At 58.2% G+C, this 24565-nt stretch carries 27 protein-coding genes; 20 read left to right on the top strand and 7 right to left on the bottom strand.

Going from position 1 to position 24565, the window contains the following annotated elements; genetic code table 11:
• Positions 1-102 precede the first annotated feature (102 nt).
• From J7412_RS08205 to J7412_RS08150, 12 genes are all read left to right on the top strand, one after another.
• Entirely contained in the window at positions 103-543 is a 441-nt protein-coding gene (locus J7412_RS08205) for a TerB family tellurite resistance protein (protein WP_209078193.1), read from the top strand.
• Positions 540-1286, top strand: a complete 747-nt coding sequence (locus J7412_RS08200) for a PhnD/SsuA/transferrin family substrate-binding protein (RefSeq protein WP_209078192.1) — start codon at positions 540-542, stop codon at positions 1284-1286. Before J7412_RS08205 ends, J7412_RS08200 begins: the two co-directional genes overlap by 4 nt.
• A gap of 128 nt (positions 1287-1414) precedes the next feature.
• Positions 1415-2188 carry an ATP-binding cassette domain-containing protein gene (locus tag J7412_RS08195; RefSeq protein WP_209078191.1) on the top strand — a complete coding sequence of 258 codons (774 nt, stop codon included), beginning with the start codon at positions 1415-1417 and terminating at the stop codon, positions 2186-2188.
• A gap of 25 nt (positions 2189-2213) precedes the next feature.
• On the top strand, positions 2214-2921 hold the full coding sequence (locus J7412_RS08190; protein ID WP_209060491.1) for a transporter substrate-binding domain-containing protein: 708 nt from the start codon (positions 2214-2216) through the stop codon (positions 2919-2921).
• Positions 2922-3029: 108 nt separating this feature from the next.
• Positions 3030-3920 (top strand): ABC transporter permease subunit, encoded by an 891-nt coding sequence (locus tag J7412_RS08185; RefSeq protein ID WP_209061992.1) that lies wholly within the window; start codon positions 3030-3032, stop codon positions 3918-3920.
• Positions 3917-4723, top strand: a complete 807-nt coding sequence (locus J7412_RS08180) for an ABC transporter permease subunit (protein WP_209060492.1) — start codon at positions 3917-3919, stop codon at positions 4721-4723. Before J7412_RS08185 ends, J7412_RS08180 begins: the two co-directional genes overlap by 4 nt.
• A 184-nt stretch (positions 4724-4907) precedes the next feature.
• On the top strand, positions 4908-6224 hold the full coding sequence (locus tag J7412_RS08175; RefSeq protein WP_209078190.1) for a glutamine synthetase family protein: 1317 nt from the start codon (positions 4908-4910) through the stop codon (positions 6222-6224).
• A gap of 58 nt (positions 6225-6282) precedes the next feature.
• On the top strand, positions 6283-6966 hold the full coding sequence (locus J7412_RS08170) for a type 1 glutamine amidotransferase (protein ID WP_209078189.1): 684 nt from the start codon (positions 6283-6285) through the stop codon (positions 6964-6966).
• Positions 6963-8321 (top strand): glutamine synthetase family protein, encoded by a 1359-nt coding sequence (locus tag J7412_RS08165; protein WP_209078188.1) that lies wholly within the window; start codon positions 6963-6965, stop codon positions 8319-8321. Before J7412_RS08170 ends, J7412_RS08165 begins: the two co-directional genes overlap by 4 nt.
• 71 nt (positions 8322-8392) lie before the next feature.
• Complete coding sequence (locus tag J7412_RS08160) at positions 8393-9703, top strand: FAD-binding oxidoreductase (protein WP_209078187.1); 1311 nt, start codon at positions 8393-8395, stop codon at positions 9701-9703.
• Between the two features lie 121 nt (positions 9704-9824).
• Positions 9825-11042, top strand: coding sequence for an aminotransferase class I/II-fold pyridoxal phosphate-dependent enzyme (locus tag J7412_RS08155; RefSeq protein WP_209078186.1), 1218 nt, complete (start codon positions 9825-9827; stop codon positions 11040-11042).
• Positions 11043-11177: 135 nt separating this feature from the next.
• Positions 11178-12176: an LLM class flavin-dependent oxidoreductase gene (locus J7412_RS08150; RefSeq protein ID WP_209078185.1), complete on the top strand. Its 999-nt coding sequence runs from the start codon at positions 11178-11180 to the stop codon at positions 12174-12176.
• Here the strand turns inward: J7412_RS08150 and J7412_RS08145 are convergent, their stop codons facing one another.
• From J7412_RS08145 to J7412_RS08130, 4 genes are all read right to left on the bottom strand, one after another.
• The gene (locus J7412_RS08145) at positions 12177-12887 is read right to left on the bottom strand and encodes an alpha/beta hydrolase (protein ID WP_209078184.1); all 711 of its coding nucleotides are present in this window, start codon (positions 12885-12887) and stop codon (positions 12177-12179) included.
• Between the two features lie 65 nt (positions 12888-12952).
• Positions 12953-13381, bottom strand: a complete 429-nt coding sequence (locus tag J7412_RS08140) for a VOC family protein (protein ID WP_209078344.1) — start codon at positions 13379-13381, stop codon at positions 12953-12955.
• A gap of 24 nt (positions 13382-13405) precedes the next feature.
• Positions 13406-14386, bottom strand: a complete 981-nt coding sequence (locus J7412_RS08135; protein ID WP_209078183.1) for an alpha/beta hydrolase — start codon at positions 14384-14386, stop codon at positions 13406-13408.
• Positions 14386-15144 (bottom strand): alpha/beta hydrolase, encoded by a 759-nt coding sequence (locus J7412_RS08130; protein ID WP_209078182.1) that lies wholly within the window; start codon positions 15142-15144, stop codon positions 14386-14388. Before J7412_RS08130 ends, J7412_RS08135 begins: the two co-directional genes overlap by 1 nt.
• Positions 15145-15300: 156 nt before the next feature.
• Here J7412_RS08130 and thrS point away from each other — a divergent pair, with 156 nt between their 5' ends.
• The 5 genes from thrS to J7412_RS08105 all read left to right on the top strand — a co-directional run bounded on the left by thrS (position 15301) and on the right by J7412_RS08105 (position 20434).
• Positions 15301-17250: a threonine--tRNA ligase gene (gene thrS, locus J7412_RS08125; RefSeq protein WP_209078181.1), complete on the top strand. Its 1950-nt coding sequence runs from the start codon at positions 15301-15303 to the stop codon at positions 17248-17250.
• A 442-nt stretch (positions 17251-17692) separates the two neighbouring features.
• Positions 17693-17998 carry a DUF2282 domain-containing protein gene (locus J7412_RS08120; protein ID WP_209060517.1) on the top strand — a complete coding sequence of 102 codons (306 nt, stop codon included), beginning with the start codon at positions 17693-17695 and terminating at the stop codon, positions 17996-17998.
• A 280-nt stretch (positions 17999-18278) separates the two neighbouring features.
• Positions 18279-19148 (top strand): DUF692 domain-containing protein, encoded by an 870-nt coding sequence (locus J7412_RS08115; protein WP_209078180.1) that lies wholly within the window; start codon positions 18279-18281, stop codon positions 19146-19148.
• Positions 19145-19897 carry a DNA-binding domain-containing protein gene (locus J7412_RS08110; protein WP_209078179.1) on the top strand — a complete coding sequence of 251 codons (753 nt, stop codon included), beginning with the start codon at positions 19145-19147 and terminating at the stop codon, positions 19895-19897. Before J7412_RS08115 ends, J7412_RS08110 begins: the two co-directional genes overlap by 4 nt.
• Before the next feature lie 12 nt (positions 19898-19909).
• Positions 19910-20434 carry a DoxX family protein gene (locus tag J7412_RS08105; protein ID WP_209060522.1) on the top strand — a complete coding sequence of 175 codons (525 nt, stop codon included), beginning with the start codon at positions 19910-19912 and terminating at the stop codon, positions 20432-20434.
• Between the two features lie 153 nt (positions 20435-20587).
• On the opposite strand, the gene J7412_RS08100 is transcribed toward J7412_RS08105, so the two are convergent.
• The gene (locus J7412_RS08100) at positions 20588-20902 is read right to left on the bottom strand and encodes an ArsC/Spx/MgsR family protein (protein WP_209078178.1); all 315 of its coding nucleotides are present in this window, start codon (positions 20900-20902) and stop codon (positions 20588-20590) included.
• A gap of 208 nt (positions 20903-21110) precedes the next feature.
• Between J7412_RS08100 and J7412_RS08095 the strand changes: the two genes are divergently transcribed.
• Entirely contained in the window at positions 21111-21317 is a 207-nt protein-coding gene (locus J7412_RS08095) for a cold-shock protein (protein ID WP_058240518.1), read from the top strand.
• A 482-nt stretch (positions 21318-21799) separates the two neighbouring features.
• Here the strand turns inward: J7412_RS08095 and J7412_RS08090 are convergent, their stop codons facing one another.
• The gene (locus J7412_RS08090; protein ID WP_209078177.1) at positions 21800-22294 is read right to left on the bottom strand and encodes a dihydrofolate reductase; all 495 of its coding nucleotides are present in this window, start codon (positions 22292-22294) and stop codon (positions 21800-21802) included.
• A 3-nt stretch (positions 22295-22297) separates the two neighbouring features.
• Positions 22298-23077, bottom strand: a complete 780-nt coding sequence (locus tag J7412_RS08085) for a thymidylate synthase (protein WP_209078176.1) — start codon at positions 23075-23077, stop codon at positions 22298-22300.
• A 264-nt stretch (positions 23078-23341) separates the two neighbouring features.
• On the opposite strand from J7412_RS08085, the gene J7412_RS08080 reads away from it, so the two are divergent.
• Together J7412_RS08080 and J7412_RS08075 are read left to right on the top strand one after the other, a co-directional pair.
• A complete protein-coding gene (locus J7412_RS08080; RefSeq protein ID WP_209078175.1) occupies positions 23342-23770 on the top strand; it encodes a VOC family protein in 429 nt (142 codons plus the stop codon).
• 71 nt (positions 23771-23841) lie between these two features.
• Positions 23842-24504, top strand: a complete 663-nt coding sequence (locus tag J7412_RS08075; RefSeq protein ID WP_247743807.1) for a DUF1194 domain-containing protein — start codon at positions 23842-23844, stop codon at positions 24502-24504.
• Positions 24505-24565 lie beyond the last annotated feature (61 nt).

Genomic DNA, 24565 nt, shown 5'->3' with positions numbered 1-24565 from the left:
GGGGCTTTGCCCCTGCCACCGCAAGCGGTGGCCACCCCAGGATATTTGACGAATGAGAAACAGAACTTGCCGCCCCCGCCGCACGGTCTTACATCTTCGCCTATGTTTGCAGATTTTCTGAAACGCCTGACGGCGCCCGCCCCTGAGCCCCTGTCCGATATGGATGCCCGACTGGCGCTGAGCGCGCTGTTGGTGCGCATTGCCCGCGCAGACGGCAGCTATGATCCGGATGAGGCCGCGCGCATTGAGCGCATCATCGCCGGCCGCTACGGCCTGTCCCCGTTTGAGGCCACCTCGTTGCGCAAAGAAGCCGAGACGCTGGAGTCCGAGGCCCCGGACACGGTGCGCTTCACCCGCGCCATCAAAGACGCCGTGCCACTGGAAGAACGGGTCTCTGTGATTGAGGCCATGTGGCAGGTGGTAATGGTCGATGGCGAGCGCGACAGCCGCGAAGACGCGCTGCTGCGGCTGGCGGCCAGTCTCTTGGGCATCTCAGATGTGGAAAGCGCCCGCGCCCGCCAACGTGTGATCGCACGGGGATGAGTGTTGTCCTGCCGATGTATGACCGCCCGGAAACCGCGGCGGCCCATGATCGGCTGTGCCACCGCTTTGTGCAGGCCTATGGCGATGGGCCATCGCGGCGTAGCACTCCAGATGATCTCTGGGCGCTCTGGCAAAGCCCCGATCTGTTGCTCGCCCAAACCTGCGGCTTTCCCTTTCGCACGCAACTGCTTGGCAAAGTCGCGCTGGTTGGCGCGCCGGACCATGGCCTTCCGGATCTGCCGGCCGGACACTATTATTCGGTGATTGTGGTCCATAAATCCCATCCGGCCGCGCAGGCAGACCAGCCCCTTGCCACGCTTGAGGGCGCAACCATGGCCTATAACGAGCCGCTGTCACAATCGGGCTGGGCCGCGCCCTGGCACCATTTTGACAGCCGCAACCTGCGAATCGGCCCGCGTGTTCAAAGCGGTGCGCACCGCCGCTCCGCACAATTGGTGGCCGAAGGCAGCGCAGATTTTGCCGCTCTGGATGTGGTGAGCTGGATGTTGATGCAACGTCACGATGGCTTTGCCCGTGATCTTGTCGCGATAGAGCGCACCACCCCGACGCCAGCTTTGCCCTATATCTCCGCGATTTACCGCGATCCCGCGCCCATCCGCGCAGCCTTAAGTGCAGCAATAACAGCGCTTTCGCCCACTGAGCGGTCAGAATTGATCCTCAAAGGGCTGGTGGACATGCCTCAAAGCGCTTATGAGGCTGTGCCAAATCCGCCCGAACCCTGACCATTTGGTCATTTGGGGGGATCAAAACGTCAGCCTTGGCGTCTCAACCGCCCTTTTGAAAGTTGCAATTAGGTAAATTTTCATCCCTATTGGGGCACCAAGATCAACCCGATACTGATGGGGACACTGTGAGCGAAGCCACGCCCGTTCTGCAAATCCGCGACCTGCACAAAGCCTACGCCAATCTCGAAGTGATCAAAGGCGTGGATATCACCGCCCATCGCGGCGACGTGGTGTCTTTGATCGGCTCGTCCGGCTCCGGCAAATCCACCATCCTGCGCTGCGCCAACCTTCTGGAGCACAGCCAGCAGGGCGACATCCTGTTCAAAGGCGAACCGGTCAGCTGGAAAGGCAATGGCCACACGCGCCAGCCTGCCGATCCCAAACAGGTGCTGCGCATCCGCACCAACCTGTCGATGGTGTTTCAGCAATTCAATCTCTGGTCCCACATGACCATCCTGCAAAACGTGATGGAAGCGCCTGTCACCGTGCTGGGCCGCGATCGCGACGAGATTGAGGAAGCCGCCCACATGTATCTCAACAAGGTGGGCATTGCGGACAAGCATGATGCCTACCCTGCACAGCTTTCCGGCGGTCAGCAGCAACGTGCCGCCATTGCCCGCGCGCTCGCGATGGAGCCTGAGGCGCTGCTGTTTGACGAGCCCACATCGGCGCTCGATCCCGAGCTTGAGCAGGAAGTGGTGCGCGTGATCAAGGCGCTGGCTGAGGAAGGCCGCACCATGATGATCGTGACGCACGACATGAAGATGGCACGCGATGTCTCTGATCACGTTGTGTTTTTGCACCAAGGCCTGATCGAAGAAGAAGGGGCGCCGGACGAACTTTTCGGCAATCCAAAATCAGAACGGTTGAAACAGTTCCTGTCATCAACCGCCACATAATCTACCAACCATAGGGAGCAACACTATGAACAAACTGATCCTGAGCACCGCCGCACTGGCGTTGACCGCAGGTTTCGCCATGGCGGACACCGTTCGTCTCGGCACCGAGGGCGCCTACCCTCCATACAACTTCATCAATGATTCTGGTGAAGTGGACGGTTTTGAGCGTGAGCTGGGCGACGAGCTCTGCGCACGTGCCGAGCTGACCTGTGAATGGGTCACCAACGATTGGGACAGCATCATCCCTAACCTGCAGTCCGGCAACTACGACGCCATCATCGCGGGCATGTCCATCACCGATGAGCGCGAAGAAACCATGGACTTCACACAGGGCTACACGCGTCCGTCGCCTTCCGCCTACGCCGCTCTCTCTGCGGACGTAGATGTGAAATCCGCTGTTGTTGCGGCCCAAACCGGCACCATTCAGTCCGATCACGTGGCCACCACTGGTGCAACGCTTGTGGAATTCAACACACCTGACGAAACCATCGCCGCTGTGAACGCAGGCGAAGTCGACGCCGTGATGGCCGACAAAGACTTCCTGGCACCTTTCGTGGCTGAAACCGAGCTGACCTTCATCGAAGACGTCTATCTCGGCGGCGGCATCGGCATGGCGTTCCGTGAGTCTGATGACGAGCTGCGCGGCAAGTTTGACGCGGCCATCGCCTCCATGAAGGCAGACGGCACGCTCAACGCGATGCTCGACAAATGGGAAATCGAAGGCAAATTCTAAGCCCTTCGCTGATCCACAAACACGAAGGGGGGCGGCTGCCCCCCTTTTCCAATCCCGCGCCGAGGCTGCTTTGTGCCTGTACTGCGCGAAAACCAAATGAGGCCAGCCATTTTTGCCTATTGCTCAGATCCCTCTGTCCTAGACAGTCTGCCCTGGCTCAGCTGCTATCTCACCACCGGGAAGCACATGGCCTTTTACGCTTCTTTTGGCACCGTGCTTCTGTTGCTGGCCGTGACCGCGCCGACCGCGCTGGCCTTTGGCCTTGGCGGCGCCATGGCTGCTCGCGCGCGCTTCTTCCTGCTGCGCTGGATCGGCAAAGCCTATATCGCCATCGTGCGCGGCGTGCCGGACATCGCCTTCTTCCTCTTCTTCGTGATTGCTCTGGATCAGGGCATCGAATGGCTGCGCCACAAGGTGAAATGCCCGGACTGGTCCGAACCGATCCGCCAAGGAAACGAGTTCCTGGTCTGTGACATCGCCAAAATGCCGCTCAGCACCTCCCCGCAATGGGTGCATGAGATCTACGGCTTCTGGGTCGCGGTCTTCACCTTTGCCATCGTCTTTGGCGCTTTTGCCGCCAATGTGCTCTTTGGCGCCATGAACGCTGTCCCGCGCCCACAGCTGGAAACCGCAGAGGCCTATGGCATGACCCCGCGGCAAACCTTCTGGCGCATCCTGCTGCCGCAAATGTGGATCTACGCCCTGCCCGGCCTCTCCAACCTCTGGATGGTGCTGATCAAAGCCACCCCACTCCTGTTCCTGCTCGGTGTCGAAGACATCGTCTACTGGGCGCGTGATCTGGGCGCGTCCAAGACCGCCCGCTTCACCGACTACCCCCATGGCGACTGGCGCATGTGGTATTTCCTCGCGCTGCTCATCTTCTACCTCTTGTTCACACGGGTCTCTGAAATCGCCCTGGGCCGCCTCACCAAACGCCTCTCCCACGGCCAGGCCACATTGGATGGCGAAGCCCAACGCAAAGCAGGGAGCGCCGCATGAGCTGTATCGAGACCATTCAGGCCTATGCCTTCCGCTCTCTGGGCTATGGCGAGCGCCTGCTGCCGCGCAGTGAATTCACCCTCTGTGAGCATTTCACCCTGATCGGCTCTGGCATGATCTGGAACGTCTACTACGGCGTTCTGGCGGTGCTCACAGGTTTCCTCTTTGCCAACCTTCTGGCGGTGGCCAAGAACTCTGACAGCCGGCTGGCGCGCAAACCGGCGGAGTGGTTCATCTTCCTCTTCCGCGGCAGCCCGCTGTTCATCCAGTTCTTCTTCGCCTACTTCCTGTTCCTATCACTCAAAGGCCTCTCGCCGATCTTCAACCCGCTGTCCTCCGCGGCACTGGGCGCGCTGATCGTGCTGTTCCTGAACACCTCCGCCTACTCGGCAGAGATCTTCTACGGCGCATTGCGCTCGATCCCCAAAGGCGATGTGGAGGCAGCAGACGCCTATGGCTTCACCGGCTGGTATCGCTATCGCCGGATCATGTTCCCAACCATGATGCGTCTGGCATGGCCCGCCTACACCAACGAGGCAATCTTTCTGTTCCATGCCACAACGCTGGTGTTCTTCTCAGGCTTCCCAGCGTGGCGGCAACAGGGCGATGCGCTCTATTACGCGAACTACTTTGCGGATAAGACCTACAACCCCTTCGTGCCCTACCCCATTCTGGCGCTCTATTTCATCCTCCTGACTCTGGTGATCATCTGGGTTTTCGGAATTGTGAACCGCCGCCTGAACCGGCATCTGCCTCAAAATGCGGCACCAAAGCTGCGCATCCGGCCAAATCTCATTCGCTGAGTCGCCCCTGCGCTCTTTGCAAAAATCACGTTGCGCCCGCCCCTTATAAGGCGGGCGTTACTGTATTTTCTCCACCGTCGCGTTACAGCCGCAATACCGACGCGATACCGACATCACGAGAAATCGCTGGACAAGCCGCGCAACGGCAAAGATAATTTGATCAAATTATCCAAGCAGGTACTCCATGGACAGCGCGCTCCCTCCGACACTTCGCATCGCCGCCGTAGATCTGAACGGTCAATTGCGCGGCAAACGCATCCCTTCGGAACATCAGGCAAAGCTCTCCAAGGGCGGCGCGCGCCTGCCGATCTCCGCCCTCAATCTCGACATCTGGGGCTGTGACATCGAGGACAGCCCGCTGGTGTTTGAAAGCGGCGATCAGGACGGCATCCTGACCCCCAGCACACGCGGCGCCGTGCCAATGCCATGGCTCTCCACCGCCTCTTCCCTGACGCTGATGCAGATGCTGCAAGAGGACGGCACGCCGTATCTGGGCGATCCCATGGCGGCGCTGGCCGACGTCCTGGACCGCTACGCCGCCCGCGGCTGGACAGTCATGGCCGCCACCGAAATGGAATTCACGCTGGTGGATGACAGCGGCAAAACCCTGCGCCCGCCACTCAGCCCACGGGACGGGCGTCGCCTCGACGCCAGCGAAATTCTGTCGCTGGATGAACTCGACAGTTTTGATGCGCTGTTCAGCGATCTCTATCAGGCCGCCTCCGATATGGGCATCCCGCTGCAGACCATGACCTGCGAAGGCGGCATCGGCCAGTTTGAAATCACGCTGAACCACCAGCCCGCCATGAAGGCTGCGCAGGATGCCTTGCTGATCAAGCAACTGATCCGCGCAACCGCCAGAAAACATGGGGTTGCCGCCACTTTCATGGCCAAACCGTATGCGGATGATGCAGGCAATGGCATGCATGTCCATTTCTCCGTGGTGGATGAAACAGGTGCCAATGTGTTTGACGATGGCACGGCCGAAGGCTCCAACCTGCTACGCTTTGCTGTTGCTGGCTGCCTTGCCGCCATGCGTGCCTCAACCCTGATCTTCGCGCCCCACGGCCCCTCTTATGACCGCTTTGCGCCGGGTGCCCATGCGCCCACATCGGTCTGCTGGGGCTATGAAAACCGCACCGCCGCGCTGCGCATTCCGGGTGGTCCACCAGCTGCGCGCCGCATCGAACATCGCGTTGCAGGCGGGGATGTGAACCCTTTCCTTATGCTGGCCTCGGTGCTCTCCGCCGCCCTTACCGGGATCGCGGAGCGCATGACGCCGCCAGCTCCAGTTGTCGGCAACGCTTATGCGCAGGAGCAACCGCAGCTGGCCGAAAGCTGGGAGACGGCCATTGACCTCTTTGAACACGATGCCTTCGTCGCCCGCTGCCTGCCTGCCGAGCTGATCCGCAATCTGGTGATGACCAAGCGCCAGGAACTGCGCAAGCTCGCCGACATCCCCGCAGAGCAACACTGGCAAACCTATCTGGAACGTGTATGACAGGCTTGCGCGACGCCCATGGCGGCGCTACGGTAAATTTGATCAAATTTGGTGACCCATGAAAATCGGCATTTTGCTCACCGGACACACTCCCGATGAGCTCGCACCCCACTACGGCAACTACATCGAGATGTTCAAAACCCTGCTCTCCGGACAGGATTTTGAGTTCGCAGGCTACAAGGTGGTCGATGGTGAATTTCCCGCAACGGTTGAAGAGTGCGACGGCTGGCTAATCACCGGATCCAAGCACGGCGTCTATGAGGATCACGATTGGATTCCCCCGCTGGAGGATTTCATCCGCGAGGCGGTGACGCTCAATATCCCGATGGTTGGCGTGTGTTTCGGCCATCAGATCATCGCGCAGGCGCTTGGCGGCAAGGTCGAGAAGTTTGAGGGTGGCTGGGCTGTTGGCCGCCAGACCTATGACTTCGCGGGCACCGAAATTGCCCTCAATGCCTGGCATCAGGATCAGGTGGTCGAGCTTGCGCCCGGCGCTGTGACCATTGCCACCAATGACTTCTGCAAACACGCGGCCATACTCTACGGCGACCGCGCTCTGACGGTTCAGGCACACCCTGAATTTTCAGCCGATTTTGTGGACGGTCTGATCAACACCCGTGGCCGTGGAGTGGTGCCTGATGAGGTGCTCGAAGCCGCCATCGACGAGCTTGATGAGGCCACCGCCAGCCAGACCATTGCCGACCAATTTGCTGACTTCTTCCGCCAAGAGAGACCCCGATGACCGACTGGCTTTCCAAAACACCAGATGCTGCACGTGCCTATCTTGAAGGCCACCGGCTCGACGAAGTCGAATGTATCATCTCTGATCTTCCCGGCATTGCACGCGGCAAGGCGGTTCCCGCCACCAAATTTGCCCGTCAGGATTATTTCCACCTGCCGGATTCCGTGTTTTATCAAACAATCACAGGGGATTGGGGTGAAGCTGCGGGCGAGGAAGGCTTCATTGAGAAAGACATGATCCTGCGCCCGGACTGGAACACGGCCACCGCCGCGCCATGGACCGGCGACTGGACCCTTCAGGTCATTCACGACGCCTACAACACCGACGACACCCCTGTGCCCTTCAGCCCGCGTAACGTATTGAAACGCGTGGTAGATCTCTACCGCGCCAAAGGCTGGGAGCCGGTGGTAGCACCGGAAATGGAGTTCTTTCTGGTCGCGCGGAACACCGATCCCGCGCAAAGCATCAAGCCGATGATGGGCCGCTCCGGCCGCCCCGCCGCCGCCCGTCAGGCTTACTCCATGACAGCGGTTGATGAATTCGGCCCGGTGATTGACGACATCTACGACTTTGCCGAAGCGCAGGGCTTTGAGATTGACGGCATCACCCAAGAAGGCGGCGCGGGCCAGCTCGAAATCAACATGGTGCATGGCGATCCGGTCAAGCTGGCGGATGAGGTGTTTTACTTCAAGCGTCTGATCCGCGAGGCGGCCCTGCGCCATGATTGCTACGCCACCTTTATGGCCAAGCCGATCGCCGATGAACCCGGCAGTGCGATGCACATCCACCACTCTGTGATCGACATTGAGACCGGCCAGAACATCTTTTCCGGCCCTCAGGGCGGCGACACGGATGCGTTTTTTCACTTTATTGCGGGCATGCAGAACCACCTGCCCGCCGCCATCGCCGTGCTTGCGCCTTATGTGAACTCCTATCGCCGCTACGTGCGCGATCACGCGGCGCCGATCAATCTGGAATGGGCCCGTGACAACCGCACCACCGGCATCCGCGTCCCCCTCTCCAGCCCCCAGGCCCGCCGCGTCGAAAACCGCATAGCGGGCATGGACTGCAACCCCTATCTCGGCATCGCCGCCTCCCTCGCTTGCGGCTACCTAGGGTTGATTGAGCAGGAGCGTCCGGACAAGCAATTCAAGGGCGACGCCTATGACGGCGAAGAAGCCATCCCCCGCATCCTCGGCGGCGCCCTCGATCTCTTCGATCAGGCCACCGCCCTCCACGAGGTCCTCGGCCCAGAATTCGCCCGGGTCTACAGCATTGTGAAACGGGCCGAATACGAAGAATTCCTCGCCGTGATCTCCCCATGGGAGCGTGAGCACCTGCTTCTAAACGTTTGATTTTAAAAGCCGCCTTAGGGGCGGCTTTGCCTCCGGCGGGGATATTTAAGGCAAGAGGAAACAGACACACGATGTCGATGAACCTGCTCTACGCCAATGATCGCAAAGGCACATATCCTGAGAGTTGGTACGCCGCCACGGCCACGCCACTCCCCCCATTTGCGCCTTTAAAAGGGGAAACCCGCGCAGATGTCTGCGTGATTGGCGGCGGTTTCACCGGCCTATCAACCGCGCTGCATCTCGCTGAGGCTGGGCGCAAAGTTGTGCTGCTGGAAGCCCACCGCGTCGGCTTCGGGGCATCCGGGCGCAATGGCGGTCAGCTCGGCAGCGGCCAGCGCATGGAGCAAGACGGGCTGGAAAGCCTGATGGGACCCGAGGATGCAGCCAAGCTCTGGGCCTTGGCAGAGGACGCCAAGAGCCTCGTCAAATCCCGCATCCAACAGCATGGCATCGCCTGCCACTATAAACCCGGGGTCGCCCACGCCTGTTTCTCCGCAAAGGAAGTTGAAGAAGAACACCGCTACGCTGCGCATCTGCAGGAACAATACGGCTACACAGAGATTTCACCGCTGGATCGCGACGCTATGCAAGCGCTGTGCCCGTCTCCCAAATATGTCGGTGGCTCACTGGATTTGGGCGCAGGACACCTGCATCCTCTGGCTTATGCGCTTGGCCTCGCGCGCGCTGCGGCGGCGGCAGGCGCAGTGATCCATGAAACCAGCGAAGTCACAAAGATCGAACGCGGCACAAAGATCGCCGTCCATACCTCAGATGGAAAAATCATGGCAGATCAATTGGTTCTGGCGTGTAATGGATATCTCGGGGATCTCGAGCCCAAAGTTGCAAGCCGCGTCATGCCGATCAACAATTTCATCGCGGCCACGGAACCGCTGGGCGCTGATGCGGCGCGGGTGCTGGCCCAAGACGTCGCAGTGGCCGACAGCAAATTTGTGATCAACTACTTTCGGCTCAGCCACGACAAGCGGCTGCTCTTTGGAGGCGGCGAAAGCTATGGCTACCGTTTCCCGGCCGATATCACCACCACTGTGCGCAAACCGATGACGGAAATCTTCCCCCATCTCAAAGACATGCGCATTGACTACGCCTGGGGCGGCACTTTGGCGATCACCATGAAGCGCATGCCTTACCTGCGCCGTCTTGCGCCCAATATTCTTACCGCGTCCGGCTATAGCGGGCATGGCGTCGGCACCGCCACCCACGCTGGCCAGCTGATCGCTCTGGCGCTGGCGGGGCAAAGTGACGGGTTTGACACCATGGCCCGCGTACCGGCCTTGCCCTTCCCGGGCGGCCAGCGCCTGCGCAGCCCGCTGCTTGCACTTGCGATGACCTGGTACGCCCTGCGCGACCGCCTCGGCATCTGATCCCTCTTCACCCTGAGACAACATGTCATGAAATCATCACATCCCTCGGGGTGATTTCGCTGGCTTGGCGCGACGCATTGTTTTATATTTTTGAAAACCCAACTTAAGAAAGTTGAAAACTATGACATTGCCTCCCAATGTATATGCCGCCGAGCCAATCCCGGAATCCGCACGCGAGGAAATCGAACGCCTTCTTCAAACCGGCGACCTCTTCCGCTACACGGCTGCCGAAAACGCCCCTGTTTCTTTGCTGGAAGCGGAATTCGCCGAGCTGCTGGGCAGCAAATATGCACTGGCGGTCTCTTCCTGTTCCGCCGCACTTTTCCTGTCTCTGAAGGCGCTTGATCTGCCCCGCGACGCCCGTGTGCTCCTGCCCGGCTTCACCTTTGCGGCTGTGCCTTCTTCGGTTGTGCACGCAGATTGCATCCCCGTATTGTGTGAAGTGGGCGACAACTATCGCATTGATCTGGCTGACTTTGAGGCAAAACTCGACGACAGCATCTCTGCCGTCATCATCAGCCACATGCGCGGTCACACCTCTGATATGGACGCGATCATGGCGCTTTGTGAGGCGCGCAACATCCCGGTGATCGAAGATGCGGCCCACAGCCTTGGCACCACATGGCATGGCCGCAATATCGGCACCCTTGGCCGCGTCGGCTGTTTTTCCTTCCAGTCCTATAAGCTTGTGAACTCTGGCGAAGGCGGGATCATGGTCTCTGACGACGCGGATCTGATCGCCCGCGCTGTGATCATGTCCGGCGCCTATGAACACAACTGGAAGAAGCACAAAGCGCGCGAGGGCGACAATACCGGCGAACTGGCCGAGGCCTTTGGCCGCTGGCAGAACCAACTGCCGCTCTATAACCTGCGCCTGTCCAATCTGGCCGCCGCAATCATTCGCCCGCAGCTGGGCGAAGTGGCCCGGCGCGTGCGCGATGGCCGCGCAAACCACGATTATGTGGCCGGTCTTTTGAACGCCTCTCCCTGGCTGCAAGTGCCTGAAAAGCTGGCCCCAGAGGAGCGCGCACCGGATTCAATCCAGTTCAACCTCGAAGGCATGAACAACGAAGAGATCCTCGCCTTCCAAGAGGCCGCCAATGCCCGCGGCGTGAAGGTACAGGTTTTTGGCCAGTCTACCGACAACGCCCGCGCGTATTGGAACTGGCAATTCATGCCCGAGATGCCCGAGCTGCCAAAGACACGTACGATGCTGATGTCAGCCTGTGACGTCCGCCTACCAGCGCGCCTGAAGAAAGAAGAGCTCGACGTGATTGCAGAGGCGCTCACCTGTGCTGCGCAGGATGTGATGGGCAAGCTGCGCGCCTATGGCACGTAATCAGGTCTATTGATGCCAATAACGAAGAGCGGGCCGCAACTTCCGCTCTTTTCTTTTGGCCAAAGCCTTGCTTCCATTGGTACGTGCGGCAACCGCACCTATATCCCTCCCAATGCCTCAGGCCGGATTGCTCCAATGACAGCTTTTTCACTCCTTGATTTGTCCCCCATCCCGGAAGGGGCCTCTGTTGCGGAAGCCTTGCAGCACACAATCAGCCTTGCCCAACACGCGGAAACCTGGGGCTACGGGCGGTTCTGGCTGGCCGAGCACCACAATTCCGGTGGGATTGCCTCCTCTGCCACTGCGGTATTGATCGGCCAAGTGCTCGCCGCAACCTCGGCCATCCGCGTTGGGTCAGGCGGCATCATGATGCCCAACCACAGCCCGCTTCAGGTGGCGGAGCAATTTGGCACATTGGCGACGCTTTATCCGAACCGTGTTGACCTCGGTCTGGGCCGTGCCCCGGGCACCGACCCCAACACCGCCGCCGCATTGCGCCGTGGCCTGAACGGGCCAGATCAATTCCCGCAGGATGTGATCGAACTGATGGGGTTCCTCGGCGAGGCCACGCCGGATCAACCGGTGAAAGCCGTGCCCGGGACAGGCACCCATGTGCCGGTGTGGATTTTGGGCTCCAGCCTGTTTGGTGCGCAGCTCGCCGCGCAGCTTGGCCTGCCCTACGCCTTCGCCTCCCACTTTGCCCCTGACGCCCTGGAAGAGGCCGCTGCGATCTATCGCCACCGATTCACGCCCGGGATCACACAAGAGCCGCGTTTTATGATGGCTGTGAATGTCTTTGCAGCCGATACCGACGCCGAGGCGATCCGGTTGCGCACCTCAATGCAGCAAGGGTTCCTGAACCTGCGCCGCGGCAGACCCGGCCCGCTGCCCGCGCCTGTGGACAGCTTTGATCAGGTCGCCAACCGTGTGGAAGCGCATATGGTCAACCACGCTTTGCGTGTCACGGCTGTGGGGACACATGACACGGTTCGCCAACAGATTTCGGAGTTGATCGCCCGTCATAAACCGGACGAGGTGATCATCACCAATATGATCCACGACCCTGATGCCCGCCTGAAATCATTCAAAATAGCCGCGGAGGTCATGCAAGAGCTGACGCCCCTCGCGGCCTGATCACTTCAGCACAAAAGGCTGGCGCATCCACGTGCGCAAGGCTGCCGTGACCGCAGCCGGATTCTCAAGAACCGGCAGATGCCCGGCGTCAGGGATCACCTCAAGCTTGGCATAGGGGATCAGCTCGGCCATAAAATTGTGACGCTTTACCGGCGTCAGCGCATCATGCTCGCCACACAGCACCAATGCGGGGCATTTGCATTTGCGCAAAACGCTCTGCTGGTCGCGGCGACGTTGCAATGCGCGCGCCTGTCGCACAAACACCTCCGGCCCAAGCGCCATGCCCATGTCACGCACTTGATTGAGGATCTCCGCGCGCGCGACGCTTGGAGCAAGATATTCCGGCCGCATAAAATCGCTGAGCACCTCATCAAGGCGCCCTGCCCGCGCGCCCACAATCCAAGGCTCATATGCCGCCGCGCTGGTTGGAGATTCCGCCAGTGGATTGGTGTCCATCAAGGCGATACGGGTCACCCGCTCCGGCGCTTTGCGCAGGATGTCCATCGCGACAATCCCGCCCATGCTCAGCCCGGCCAGGGCGAACTTTGGCGGCAGAATCGGAAGCAAGGCAGAGGCTATCTCGCTGATCCGCTCCCCTTGGGTAACCGGCGCAACCATCACCGCGTGATCTTTGGACAAATCCGTTACCTGATGCGCAAACAGCCGCGCATCACACATCATCCCCGGCAACAGCACAATCGGCTCTTGCATAACTGCCCCCTGTTCTTCTTTTTGTTGTGCGCAACTGTGCCATAGCGCCCGCTTAGGTCAAGCGATCAATAGCCGCCCCAGCGGAAAGCACCCTCTTTGGAGAGCTCAGAGAACGGATTGTGGGCCACCTCCCAGACATGTCCGTCCAGATCGGCAAAATAGCCAATGAATCCACCCCAAAAGATTTCTCCTGCCGGTCTCAAAATGCGCCCGCCGGCCTCTTCGGCCGCCGCAAGCAGAGGGGCAACCTCTTCCGCTGTGCGCACATTATGCGCCAACGTTATGCCGGAAAAGCCGCCGATCGCTTCCTCAGGGATGCCTAAATCTTCGGCCAACCCGGCTCTTGAATAAAGGCCAAGCGTTTGCCCCAGCAGATTGAAGGCCACCACGCCTTCATTCCCCGGCTCCCGCTCCCATCCAAGCGCCTCATAGAAGGCCGCCGATGCCGCAATGTCCTTCACGGCAAGTGTGATTAGACTTACCCGCGGTTCCATTTGTACCTTGGTCATAGCTGCACCCTATAAACTTTTGATAAAATTCACGAAACCTTCCACAGCCTTCTGCGTCTCTCCAGGCGACATGATATCTCCGGCAATCACATGCGCGCCTGGATCTGCATCTGGCCCCAGATTCTGGATTGCGACAGTTGCTACACCGCCCCAGCGGGCGGCGACCTCCTTTGTCTTGCTCGCGTCCACCACTTTGTCATCCTCTGAAAACCAAAACAGCGCTGGCAGAGCACTCTTGGAATGGTCCATAGCAAAGACGTCTTTCACCAAGGCGGCCATTTGCAACACAGCAGTTGTTGGGTAACGCGTTGTCCAATAAGTGCCATGCGCGTCATTACTGGGTTCAAAAGAGCGCTCTGCCCCCGCCACCAGCGACACCCAATAGCGCGCCGCGGGCCAGGTAAGTAGTGCTGCCGCAGGGTTGTTGATGCCGAAATTCGGTGACACAAAGATCAGCCCTTTGACATCCGCCATATTAGCACTCTGTTCGGCCATGCCTGCAACCAATGTGCTGCCGGTTGAGGTGGAGATGACCACAACCTCGTCACCAACACGCCGCGCCACCTCCAGCGCTTCAGAAAGGTCATCGGCCCAGCCTTGCACAGTTGCCTCATTCAGCGCGGCACCGTCACGGCCATGCCCTTGCAAGCGTGTGTAAACCAGATTGGCGTTGAGGGCTGCAGCAACGAGATCCGGCACTGGACGAATTTCTTCTGAGGTCGCTGAAAATCCATGTACGTATAGTATCGACAGAGGCGAGCGTTGGCCCGCTTCCCTGTGCCAAACCACACGTTTCGCCACGCCGGGCGTGAGATCATCAAACGCAGCTTCGCGGGAAGCAAAATGGGCATCCACATCTGCGCCAATGTCGCTGGCAGAGGCACTCGGCGTTAGAGAAACCTTCTCATAGGGGCCAAAAACATACAGCGCCGCACCAAGCAGGATCACCCCGAGTAGCACACGCCCCAAAATCCTCCCAAAGGCGCGCATCAGTTCTGCACTGGTGCCGCAAGCACCTCTTCCACTTTGGTTTCGATCAACCTCAGACACTCATCATCCGAAAAGCGGTGATCTTTGCCCTTTACCATCAGCAGCTGGATGTCCTCCCCCTCAGCGTGGTCCAGCAATCGATAGGCCACTTCCGAGCTCACCGCCGTATCCTCTGTGCCCTGCAAGAAGCGCACCGGGAATGGCAGCGACAGCGGGTCGCGCAGCACAAGCCGGGTCCGCCCGTCTTCGATCATGCGTTTGGTGATGATGTAGGGCTCCATATAATCAGAGGGCAGCGCCACTTGTCCTTCGCGGTCTAGCTCTGCTTTCTGCTCGTCAGAAAAGCCTGCCCAATAGCTATCTTCGGTAAAATCCGGCGCTGCAGCGATGGTCACCAGACCGTGAATACGTTCCGGAATGGACTTGGCCGCCAACAGCGCTTGCCACCCGCCCATGGAGGAGCCAACAATAACAAGCGGCCCTTCGGTCAGCGCATCCAGCGTGGCCAAAGTATCCTCATGCCAATCGCCGATACAGCCCTCTTCAAAGGTGCCGCTGCTCTCCCCATGCCCAGAATAGTCAAACCGCAGAAAGCTTTGTCCACGCGCTTTGGCCCAAGCCTCCAGATGCACCGCCTTGGTGCCTTCCATATCCGACTTCAGGCCACCAAGAAAAACGACGGTCGGCCCCGCCCCATCAGTTTTGTGATAGGCAATGCGGCGGCCTTGCGGGCTGTCAAAGAACTGGGTGGCGCTCATGGGGATCCTCTTAAGATTTTTTCAAATTTTATCGGTGCAAGTCGCAACTGTTAACCCCGCTTGACTTGGGGGGCAGCACGGTTCATTTAAGCGACGAACCATATACCCGCAACCGGGCGTTCCGTGGGCGCCAAACTGACGAGGAGCTAGACGCCAATGGCTGATATTTCCCTTACATTTCCTGATGGTAACGCGCGTTCTTTCGCAGCAGGGGTGACCCCTGCCGAAGTCGCAAGCTCCATCTCCACCTCGCTTGGCAAAAAAGCGGTCTCTGCCACTGTGGATGGCAAACACTGGGATCTGCAATGGCCGATTGAGGCCGATGCCAGCATCGCAATCAACACCATCAAAGACAGCGATGCCGAAGCGCTCGAACTGATCCGCCACGACTGCGCACACGTCATGGCGCGCGCGGTTCAAGAAATCTGGCCCGATGTAAAAGTCACTATCGGACCGGTGATCGAGCACGGCTGGTACTATGACTTTGACCGTGAAGAGCCCTTCACACCCGAAGATCTCGGCCTCATCGAGAAGAAGATGAAAGAGATCATCAACAAGCGTGAACCCGTGACCACAGAGGTCTGGGAACGCGAGCGTGCGATCAAACATTATCAGGCCAACAACGAGCCTTATAAAGTTGAGCTTATCGAAGCCATCCCCGGTGATGAGCCGCTGCGTATGTACTGGCACGGCCACTGGCAGGATCTCTGCCGCGGCCCGCACCTGCAGCATACAGGCCAGATCCCCGCAGATGCGTTCAAACTGATGAGCGTGGCCGGTGCCTATTGGCGCGGCGATTCTGATCGCGCGATGTTGCAGCGTATCTACGGCGTGGCCTTCAAAAACAAAGAAGACCTCAAAGCCCACCTGCACATGCTGGAAGAGGCCGAAAAACGCGACCACCGCCGTTTGGGCCGCGAGATGAACCTGTTCCATATGCAGGAAGAGGCGCCCGGTCAGATCTTCTGGCACCCAAATGGCTGGACCGTTTACACCGAGCTGCAAGACTACATGCGCCGCAAGCAAAAACGCGGTGGCTATGTCGAGGTGAACACCCCGCAAGTGGTGGACCGTAAGCTCTGGGAAGCCTCCGGTCACTGGGACAAGTATCAGGAAAACATGTTCATCGTCGAAGTGGACGAAGATCACGCCCGCGAAAAGGCCGTGAACGCGCTGAAGCCGATGAACTGCCCCTGCCACGTGCAGATCTTTAATCAGGGCCTGAAATCCTACCGCGATCTGCCTCTGCGGATTGCTGAATTCGGCTCCTGCGCTCGCTATGAGCCTTCCGGTGCTCTGCACGGGATCATGCGTGTGCGCGGCTTTACGCAGGACGATGGCCACATTTTCTGTGCTGAGGATGAGATCACTTCGGAAACCAAGAAGTTCATCGACTTCCTGTCAGAGGTCTATTCCGATCTCGGCTTTGACAACTGGACCATCAAACTCTCCACCCGCCCGGAAAAGCGTATCGGCTCTGACGAAAGCTGGGACTACGCCGAAAAGGCGCTTGGCGATGCCTGCAACGCAGCTGGCCACGAGTTTGAGATCCTGGAAGGCGAAGGCGCATTTTATGGCCCGAAGCTGGAATTCACCCTGACCGATGCCATCGGCCGGAACTGGCAGTGCGGCACCCTTCAGGTGGACCCCAACCTGCCGGAGCGTCTTGATGCGACCTACATTGGTGCGGACGGTGAGAAGCATCGCCCCATCATGCTGCACCGCGCAACTCTGGGCTCCTTTGAGCGCTTCATCGGCATTCTGATCGAAGAGCACGCTGGCAAACTGCCGTTCTGGCTTGCGCCGAGACAGGTGGTTGTGGCGGCGATTGTATCTGATGCGGATGACTATTGCTTGGAAGTTGTCGAGGCGCTCAAGGCCGCTGGCGTGCGGGCAGAAGCTGACCTGCGCAACGAAAAGATCAACTACAAAGTTCGCGAGCACTCCGTCGGCAAGGTTCCGGTGATCTTGGCCATCGGGAAAAAAGAAGTTGAAGAGCGCACCGTATCCACCCGTCGCCTGGGTGAGAAACAGAGCAAGGTGCAAAGCTTGGATGAAATCGTGGCGCAGCTGTCGGTCGAGGCAACCCCGCCCGACATGCAGTGATCGCTCCACACCACAAATTCTAAAATGCGGCGCTCAGAGCGCCGCATTTTTCTTTCTTGATGTGGGCTGAGGCGACAAAAGCTGAAACATTTGCAAGCCATTGCACTATTTTGGGGGTCGTAAGGCTTTGCCTGCCACCGAAAATTGTAACAATTGCCAGTGATTTTCGGCGAGACCTCGCAACTGCTGGTCGGCGAAACCCTTCGCAAGCGCCAAAATCCCCGCAGTTTGCCCGGAAAGTCCCCCAGCATTCACAAGAGATTCACCAACAGTTGCAGATCTTTGCCAGCTTCCCGACCACAGTGTTACATGAGATAACATCGCCGTGGCACACAGTCGTGTGATTGGCAAGTGACCTGCGCGGCGACCTATGTTGTAGTCATGCTAAGGCGCAAACGCCGCGTCTGGCCGAATTTAACTGTATCAAGAGGGAAGAGATACAATGTCCACAACCGTAAAAACTCTCGCCGTTGCCGGCGCCGTCGCAGCAGCCCTGACCGCGCACGCAACCACCGCATCCGCCGCAGGCAAAGAGAAATGCTACGGTGTGTCTCTGGCAGGCGCCAATGACTGCGCCGCCGGTCCTGGCACCACCTGCGCAGGCACCTCCACCGTTGATTACCAGGGCAACGCCTGGAAACTGGTTGACGCAGGCACCTGCGTAGACATGGAACTGCCAGCACTGGCAGACGGCACCCCACGTGTCGGCTCCCTGGAAGCGCTGGATCGCGACCTGCCGAAGAGCTAAGGCCTTCTTGCGAAGCCCCGCCCCACATGGGGCTTCGCATTTCCCCTGCCATATTGGCGCAAGGGACCAAGAACTGTCATACTACGCTTAACGGGCAGCACTCAGCAGCCCAGCGTGGTATAAAGGATCAAGCACGATGGCGCATCATGCCAGGCATTCTTATTTGAAAATTTCCGCGCCAGCCGCCAGTGAAATTACCCGGTGAAATTCTACAGAGCCCCAAAGCCACCACTCCAAAAGAACCTGCCCCCAACACCTGCCACAAGAACAAGGTGACGCGATGTTTGACGCACAACAAACGCCCCGCAAATTGCCCAACCGTCCCGGCGTTGGATACAAGCCGCAGCACTACGCCGATCTGATCCAAGATCCCGGCACCGTGGGTTGGCTCGAAATTCACGCTGAGAACTATATGGGAGATGGCGGCCGCCCCATCGCGCAACTCCGCCAGTTGTCTGAGCGTTTTCCGATTTCCGTCCACGGCGTTGGTCTGTCAATCGGTGGCGAAGGCGCACTTGATGCCGATCACCTCGCGCGCCTCAAACACCTTGTTGACTGGCTCAACCCGACTGTTTTTTCCGAACACTTGGCGTGGAGCACCCATGACGGCGCGTTTCTGAACGATCTGTTGCCCCTGCCCTATACCGACGCCACGCTCCAGCGCGTGTGCGACCACATAAACCAGCTGCAAGACACCATTGATCGCCAGATGATGCTGGAGAATCCGTCCAGCTATTTGGCTTTTGATGAAAGCACATGGTCGGAGCCTGATTTTCTGCGGGAAGTCGCCAAACGCACCGGGTGCGGTTTGCTGCTGGATGTGAACAACGTTTTTGTGTCCGCAACCAACCTGGACTACGATCCGCGCGCCTACATTGCGGATTATCCGCTGGACATGGTCGGTGAAATTCACCTCGGCGGCCATGACGAAGACGAAGATGATCACGGCAAGCCACTGCTGATCGACAGCCACGGCGCGCCGATTGTTGATCCTGTCTGGGCGCTGCTTGACCACACCCTTTCCTTGTCCGGCCCCAAACCGATCCTGATCGAGTGGGACACGGATGTGCCGGAATGGCCGATCCTGCACGACGAAGCGCTGCGCGCAGATGCAGCCCTTGCCAAGCTTACCACCGGTGTTGCGGCATGAACGTCTCCCAGAACGAATTTCGCGGCGCGATCTTTGATGGCGGACGCGCGCGGCCTGAAGGCCTGTCCGATGCCAAAGGTCAGCCTGCCGGGCGGCGGTTTGACGTCTATCGCAACAATGTGGCCGTCTCTCTGACAGAAGCGCTTGCCACCGGTTTTCCGACCATCGCCAAACTCATTGGCAGTGAGAACTTCAATGCGATTGCAGGCGTGTTTCTGCGCCAATCGCCACCGTCCTCGCCGATGATGATGCATTATGGCGAAGACTTTCCGGATTTTCTGGCGGGCTTTGAGCCTCTGGCACATCTCGGCTACCTCGCAGATGTCGCACGCCTTGAGATGGCGATGCGCCGCTCCTACCACGCAGCGGACGCAGAAGCGGTGAACCCCGAAGCCCTAGCGGCCCTCCCGCCTGAGCGCCTCACCGAACTGGTAATGACCTTCGCCCCCTCGGTTAAACTCCTGCGCTCTCCCTGGCCGATCCACGCCATTTGGGCATTCAATATGCAAGATGGCCCAAAGCCTGAAGCCGGAGGCCAGGATGTTATCATCCTGCGCCCTGAATATGATCCGGTCCCCCACGCTTTGGCACCCGGAGCCTATGAATTTATCACCGCGCTCACCGCGGGCGGCACACTGGGCGCCGCGGCTGCTGTCGCAACCGACGAAGTGGCTGAATTTGACCTGAGCGCCACGCTCGGCCTACTCCTAACGGGCAACGCCCTGATTTCTATTGATTTACCATCCTAATCCGAGGATCGCATGACACGTATACTGGACCAATACACCGACCTTCTTGACCGGCTTGACCGTCTGGATTGGCTCGTTCCCACGCTGGCCCGCCTGAGCTTTCTGGCAGTGCTGTTCTTCTATTTCTGGAACTCGGCAATGCTGAAGATCGACGGTTCGATCTTCTCCCCGTCTTCCGGTGCATTCGGGCAGATTTTCCCAAAAGCAGCCGAAGCCGTGCTCTGGGACGTCACTCAAATGAACTTCTTACAGCGCATTGTGATCCTTGCTGGCACGATTGCTGAGTTTGTTCTGCCTCTGCTTATCGTTTTTGGTCTGCTGACCCGCCTCGCCGCAGCTGGCATGATCGGCTTCATCATTGTTCAAACGCTGGTGGACGTGACGGGCCACGGTGTTGCCCTTGGCGGTCTGTTTGACAGCGCTCAGGGTCTGATCGACCAGCGTGTAATGTGGATCCTGCTCTTTGTGGTGCTGGTCTTCAAAGGCGCTGGTCCAATCTCGATTGACGCCCTGTTCCGCAAGCCCTCCAGAGACTGATCCGGGCGGTCGCCAACCTACAGAAATACAAATGCCCGCGAGACAATCGCGGGCTTTTTTCTTTGACCTTTTCCGGCACTCTGGCAGAAACTCAATCTTCTACGACTGAAAAGGCTAAGGCACCGAGAGCAATTGAGCTCGATATTCGCGCCCTCAGCTAAGTTCGGCCTGCACGTCTTTCCCCCAACCGAGGTAATACCGCCCGCCGCGCTCTATAAGCGGACGTTTCATCAGGGTGGGATGCGCTTTCAAAAGCGCAATCGGATCTTCTGAGCGTTCGTCTTCGCTCAAATTTCTCCAGGTGGTCGATCTCTTATTCACCAGATCATCTTTAAATTGTGTGTGTGCTATTTCTAACACCACATCAGGAACCCCATCCTGACGAACATCGACAAAGGCAACATCCCCCAATGTTTTCATTGCCTTACGACAGGTATCGCAATTTTTCAAACCGTAGACAGTTGTCATGTCACCCTCTTTGCATGGCCATAATGACCGTATAATCCAGTTCATTTCGGGTTTCACGTTGGTTTTGCTTGATTTTTGTCATCACCATGCAATCCTCAGGCAGGCGCATTTGTTTCAATCTTCCGTAATCGTGCACTCGGATTTTGGGATTTCTGTTGCTCCGGCATTTTGCCGTAATTGACTAAAAGTGAATAAAGAGGAGAACGGTATGCCACGCGGTACCGTAAAGTGGTTCAACACCACCAAAGGCTTCGGGTTCATCGAACCTGAAGAAGGCGGCAAAGATGTCTTTGTCCATATTTCCGTTGTCGAACGGTCCGGACTTAAAGGTCTGTCCGACAACCAGAAAGTTGAATTTGAAATGACGCAAGGACGGGACGGCCGCGACATGGCGGGCGAACTCAAACTGCTTTAATGGATTGGGGCGCCATTAGCGCCCCATCCGCCCTGCGCTCCCCGCGCAAAGCCCCTCCTCAGAAAACTGCTATGAACAGCCCTTCGCACCAGGTGGACAGCTTGATGCTCTGTAGCCCCTGTGGCCCGTGCTCGCATTTACAAAACGCTCGGTGGTGTTGGGCGTACCACAACAAATCACGCCACCCAATGTAACTGGCTGAAGCCCACTTGGGCAGTAATTTGTATGGGTCGGATAGGGATGGATCAGCACTCCTTCAGGCTGATTGACCGGCCCAATGACCGGAGCATTACTGCTCCAGCTCTGTGCCGAAAGCGGCGCGGCAAACATCAATGCAACTCCAGTGGCAAGCGAAAGGCTTTTCATAAACACAGGCTCCAATTGTTGTTAGAAACATAGATAGCTTTGGCTAAGCTACTGCACGCATTTGAAAACTGTCAAATTCGCTGACGCGCGCTACTGTGTTTTTGAATGCCAGTCACTCACCCTGCAGCAGTTTCAGAAACGCGCAAATACTCACGCACGGTACAGCTTGGTGTGGCGCCCTCAAGCGGTCTGCTTGTGATGAGCTGCCACTTCGCAGGATCAAACTCCGGAAAGAAGGTGTCTGCGTCGTCAATCTCGGTGTCGACATCCGTGATCAACAGGCGATGGGCGGCAATGAGCATTTCCTTGTAAATGCCCGCGCCGCCTATGCCGTAGATCCGATCGTAGCCTTGCGCTGCGGCATATTCGACAGCAGCATCAATCGAGGGCACCACAATGTCCGCCGCATCCGGCTGTGAAGACACCACAATATTCAGCCGATTTGACAGCGGCTTTACCGGCAGACTGTCCCAGGTGTTGCGTCCCATAATCAGGGCGCCTCCGGTGGTCTCGCGCTGAAACAGTTTAAAGTCCTGTGGAATGCGCCATGGTATGTCCCCATCCCGCCCAATCGCACCGTTTTGGGCCCGTGCAACAACAAGTGTGATCATAGTTTACACCGCCACTGGTGCGGAAATAGCCGCGTCCGGCTCATATCCAACAATTTCAAAATCCTCGAAGGTAAAGTCAAAGATCGACTTCACATCCCGCTTAATCACCAATTTCGGCAGCGCCTTTGGTGTGCGTGTCAGCTGCAGATTTACCTGCTCAATGTGATTGGAATAGATGTGGGCATCGCCAATGGAATGCACAAAATCCCCAACCTCATAACCGGTCACATGCGCCAGCATATGCTGCAGCAGCGCGTAGGAGGCGATGTTGAACGGCACGCCCAGGAACATGTCGGCAGAGCGCTGATAAAGTTGCAGGTGCAATTTGCCATTCAGCACCCGCACCTGCCACATGGTGTGGCACGGCGGCAGCGCCATATCGGGCACATCCTGCGGGTTCCAGGCAGAGACTATCAAACGGCGGCTGTCAGGCGAGGTTTTGATCATCTCAACCAGCGTTTCAATCTGATCTACGCCGCCAAAATCGCGCCACTGCTTGCCGTAAACCGGTCCAAGATCCCCGTTTTCATCGGCCCATTCGTCCCAGATGGTGACCCGATTGTCTTGCAAGTACTTGATGTTGGTGTCGCCTGCGAGAAACCACAGCAATTCATGAATGATCCCGCGCAGGTAAAGCTTCTTGGTGGTCACCAAAGGAAAGCCATCTGCGAGGCCATAGCGCATCTGCATCCCGAAATAAGAACGCGTGCCCGTGCCTGTCCGGTCGCCCGTGTCTTCGCCAAACTCCAAAATGGTCTTCAATGCATCATGATATTGTTGCACGGCCTGCCTCGTTTCTCCTCAGAGTCACCCCACTTCAAATGCCGTCTGCGCAGGCATCCGCTTGGAGCAACGACTCAAAATTGTCGCGTCCTCTTAACTATATCTTGTGGGTCTCAAGCTGGAAACCGCGAGGATTGATCCATCCACAGGCAAATTCAGCGCACCACTTCCCGCATCCGTGATTGCCACCCGACTGCAAACAGGCTGGCCAATCCAGACGGTTGCGTGTTCAATATCTCCAAACCCCATTCAAAGGAATCCCATATGCATGTGAAATACCTGCACACCATGGTGCGTGTCTCTGATCTGGAGGCTTCCATGGCTTTTTATGCGCTCTTTGGTCTGAAGCAGATCAAGCGCTACGACAGCGAACAGGGCCGCTTCACCTTGGTCTATCTTGCCGCGGACGGCGACCATGACGCCCCATTGGAGCTCACCTACAACTGGGATGGTGATGACGGCCTGCCCTCTGACAGCCGCCACTTCGGCCATCTCGCCTATGAGGTCGGCAATATCTACGAAATGTGCCAGCATCTGGCAGACAATGGCGTGGTGATCAACCGTCCGCCGCGCGACGGGCGCATGGCTTTTGTTCGCTCACCGGACAACATCTCTATTGAGTTGCTGCAACAGGGCGAAGCGCTCGCACCGGCTGAACCATGGGCCAGCATGGAAAGCACCGGTCATTGGTAAGAGCGGCGGCGCATATCGCCGCAATCGGGGTGGCTCTTGCGGCCACTCCCACCCTCGCTTCGGACTGCCGCATGGCGCTTTTGCTGGCACTGGATGTGAGCTCTTCCGTGGACAGCGATGAAGACGCGCTTCAGCGTCTCGGCCTCGCCGCCGCTCTGACCGCGCCTGAAATTCAGGCAGGCTTCCTTAGCGATGCACGCCCGGTGGCCCTTGCGGTTTATGAATGGAGTGGCCGTCACAAGCAGAAAACCCTGCTGGACTGGACCCTGATCGAAACCCGCCAGATCCTCAACGAAAGCGCCGCCAAACTTGGACTTTCCAAACGTGGCACTTCGGAATTTCCTACAGCCCTTGGCCATGCGGTCGGCCATGCCGCCACGCTCTTCCGCCAGGCACCCGCGTGCGATGTTCAAGTGTTGGACGTGAGCGGAGATGGGGAAAACAACGATGGTTTCACACCCAAACAGGCCTATGCGGCCTTTCCGCTGGACGGCGTGATCGTAAACGCACTGGCGATTGAGACATTTGGCGTCAAAGCGGCCGATTTTGCGGCCCGTCCCGGAGATATGACAGATTACTATCGCCGTGAGCTGATCAAGGGGCCTGATGCCTTTGTGGAAACGGCCAAGGGTTTTGAAGGTTTTGAAAACGCTATGCGCCGTAAGCTGTCGCGCGAGCTGTCTGTTACTGTGATCGGTCAAGCCGGGCCCCGCCCAACTAAAAAATCAAACTAACAGTTATTTTTCAAATGGTTGCAACTCAGTCTTTATGCAAATTTGGCGCACAAATGCAAAC

The sequence above is a fragment of the Shimia sp. R9_3 genome, assembly GCF_017743755.1.
Lineage (GTDB): Bacteria > Pseudomonadota > Alphaproteobacteria > Rhodobacterales > Rhodobacteraceae > Shimia.
The sequence above is the reverse complement of the archived record's forward strand: the minus strand, read 5'-3'. Positions and strand labels throughout refer to the sequence as shown.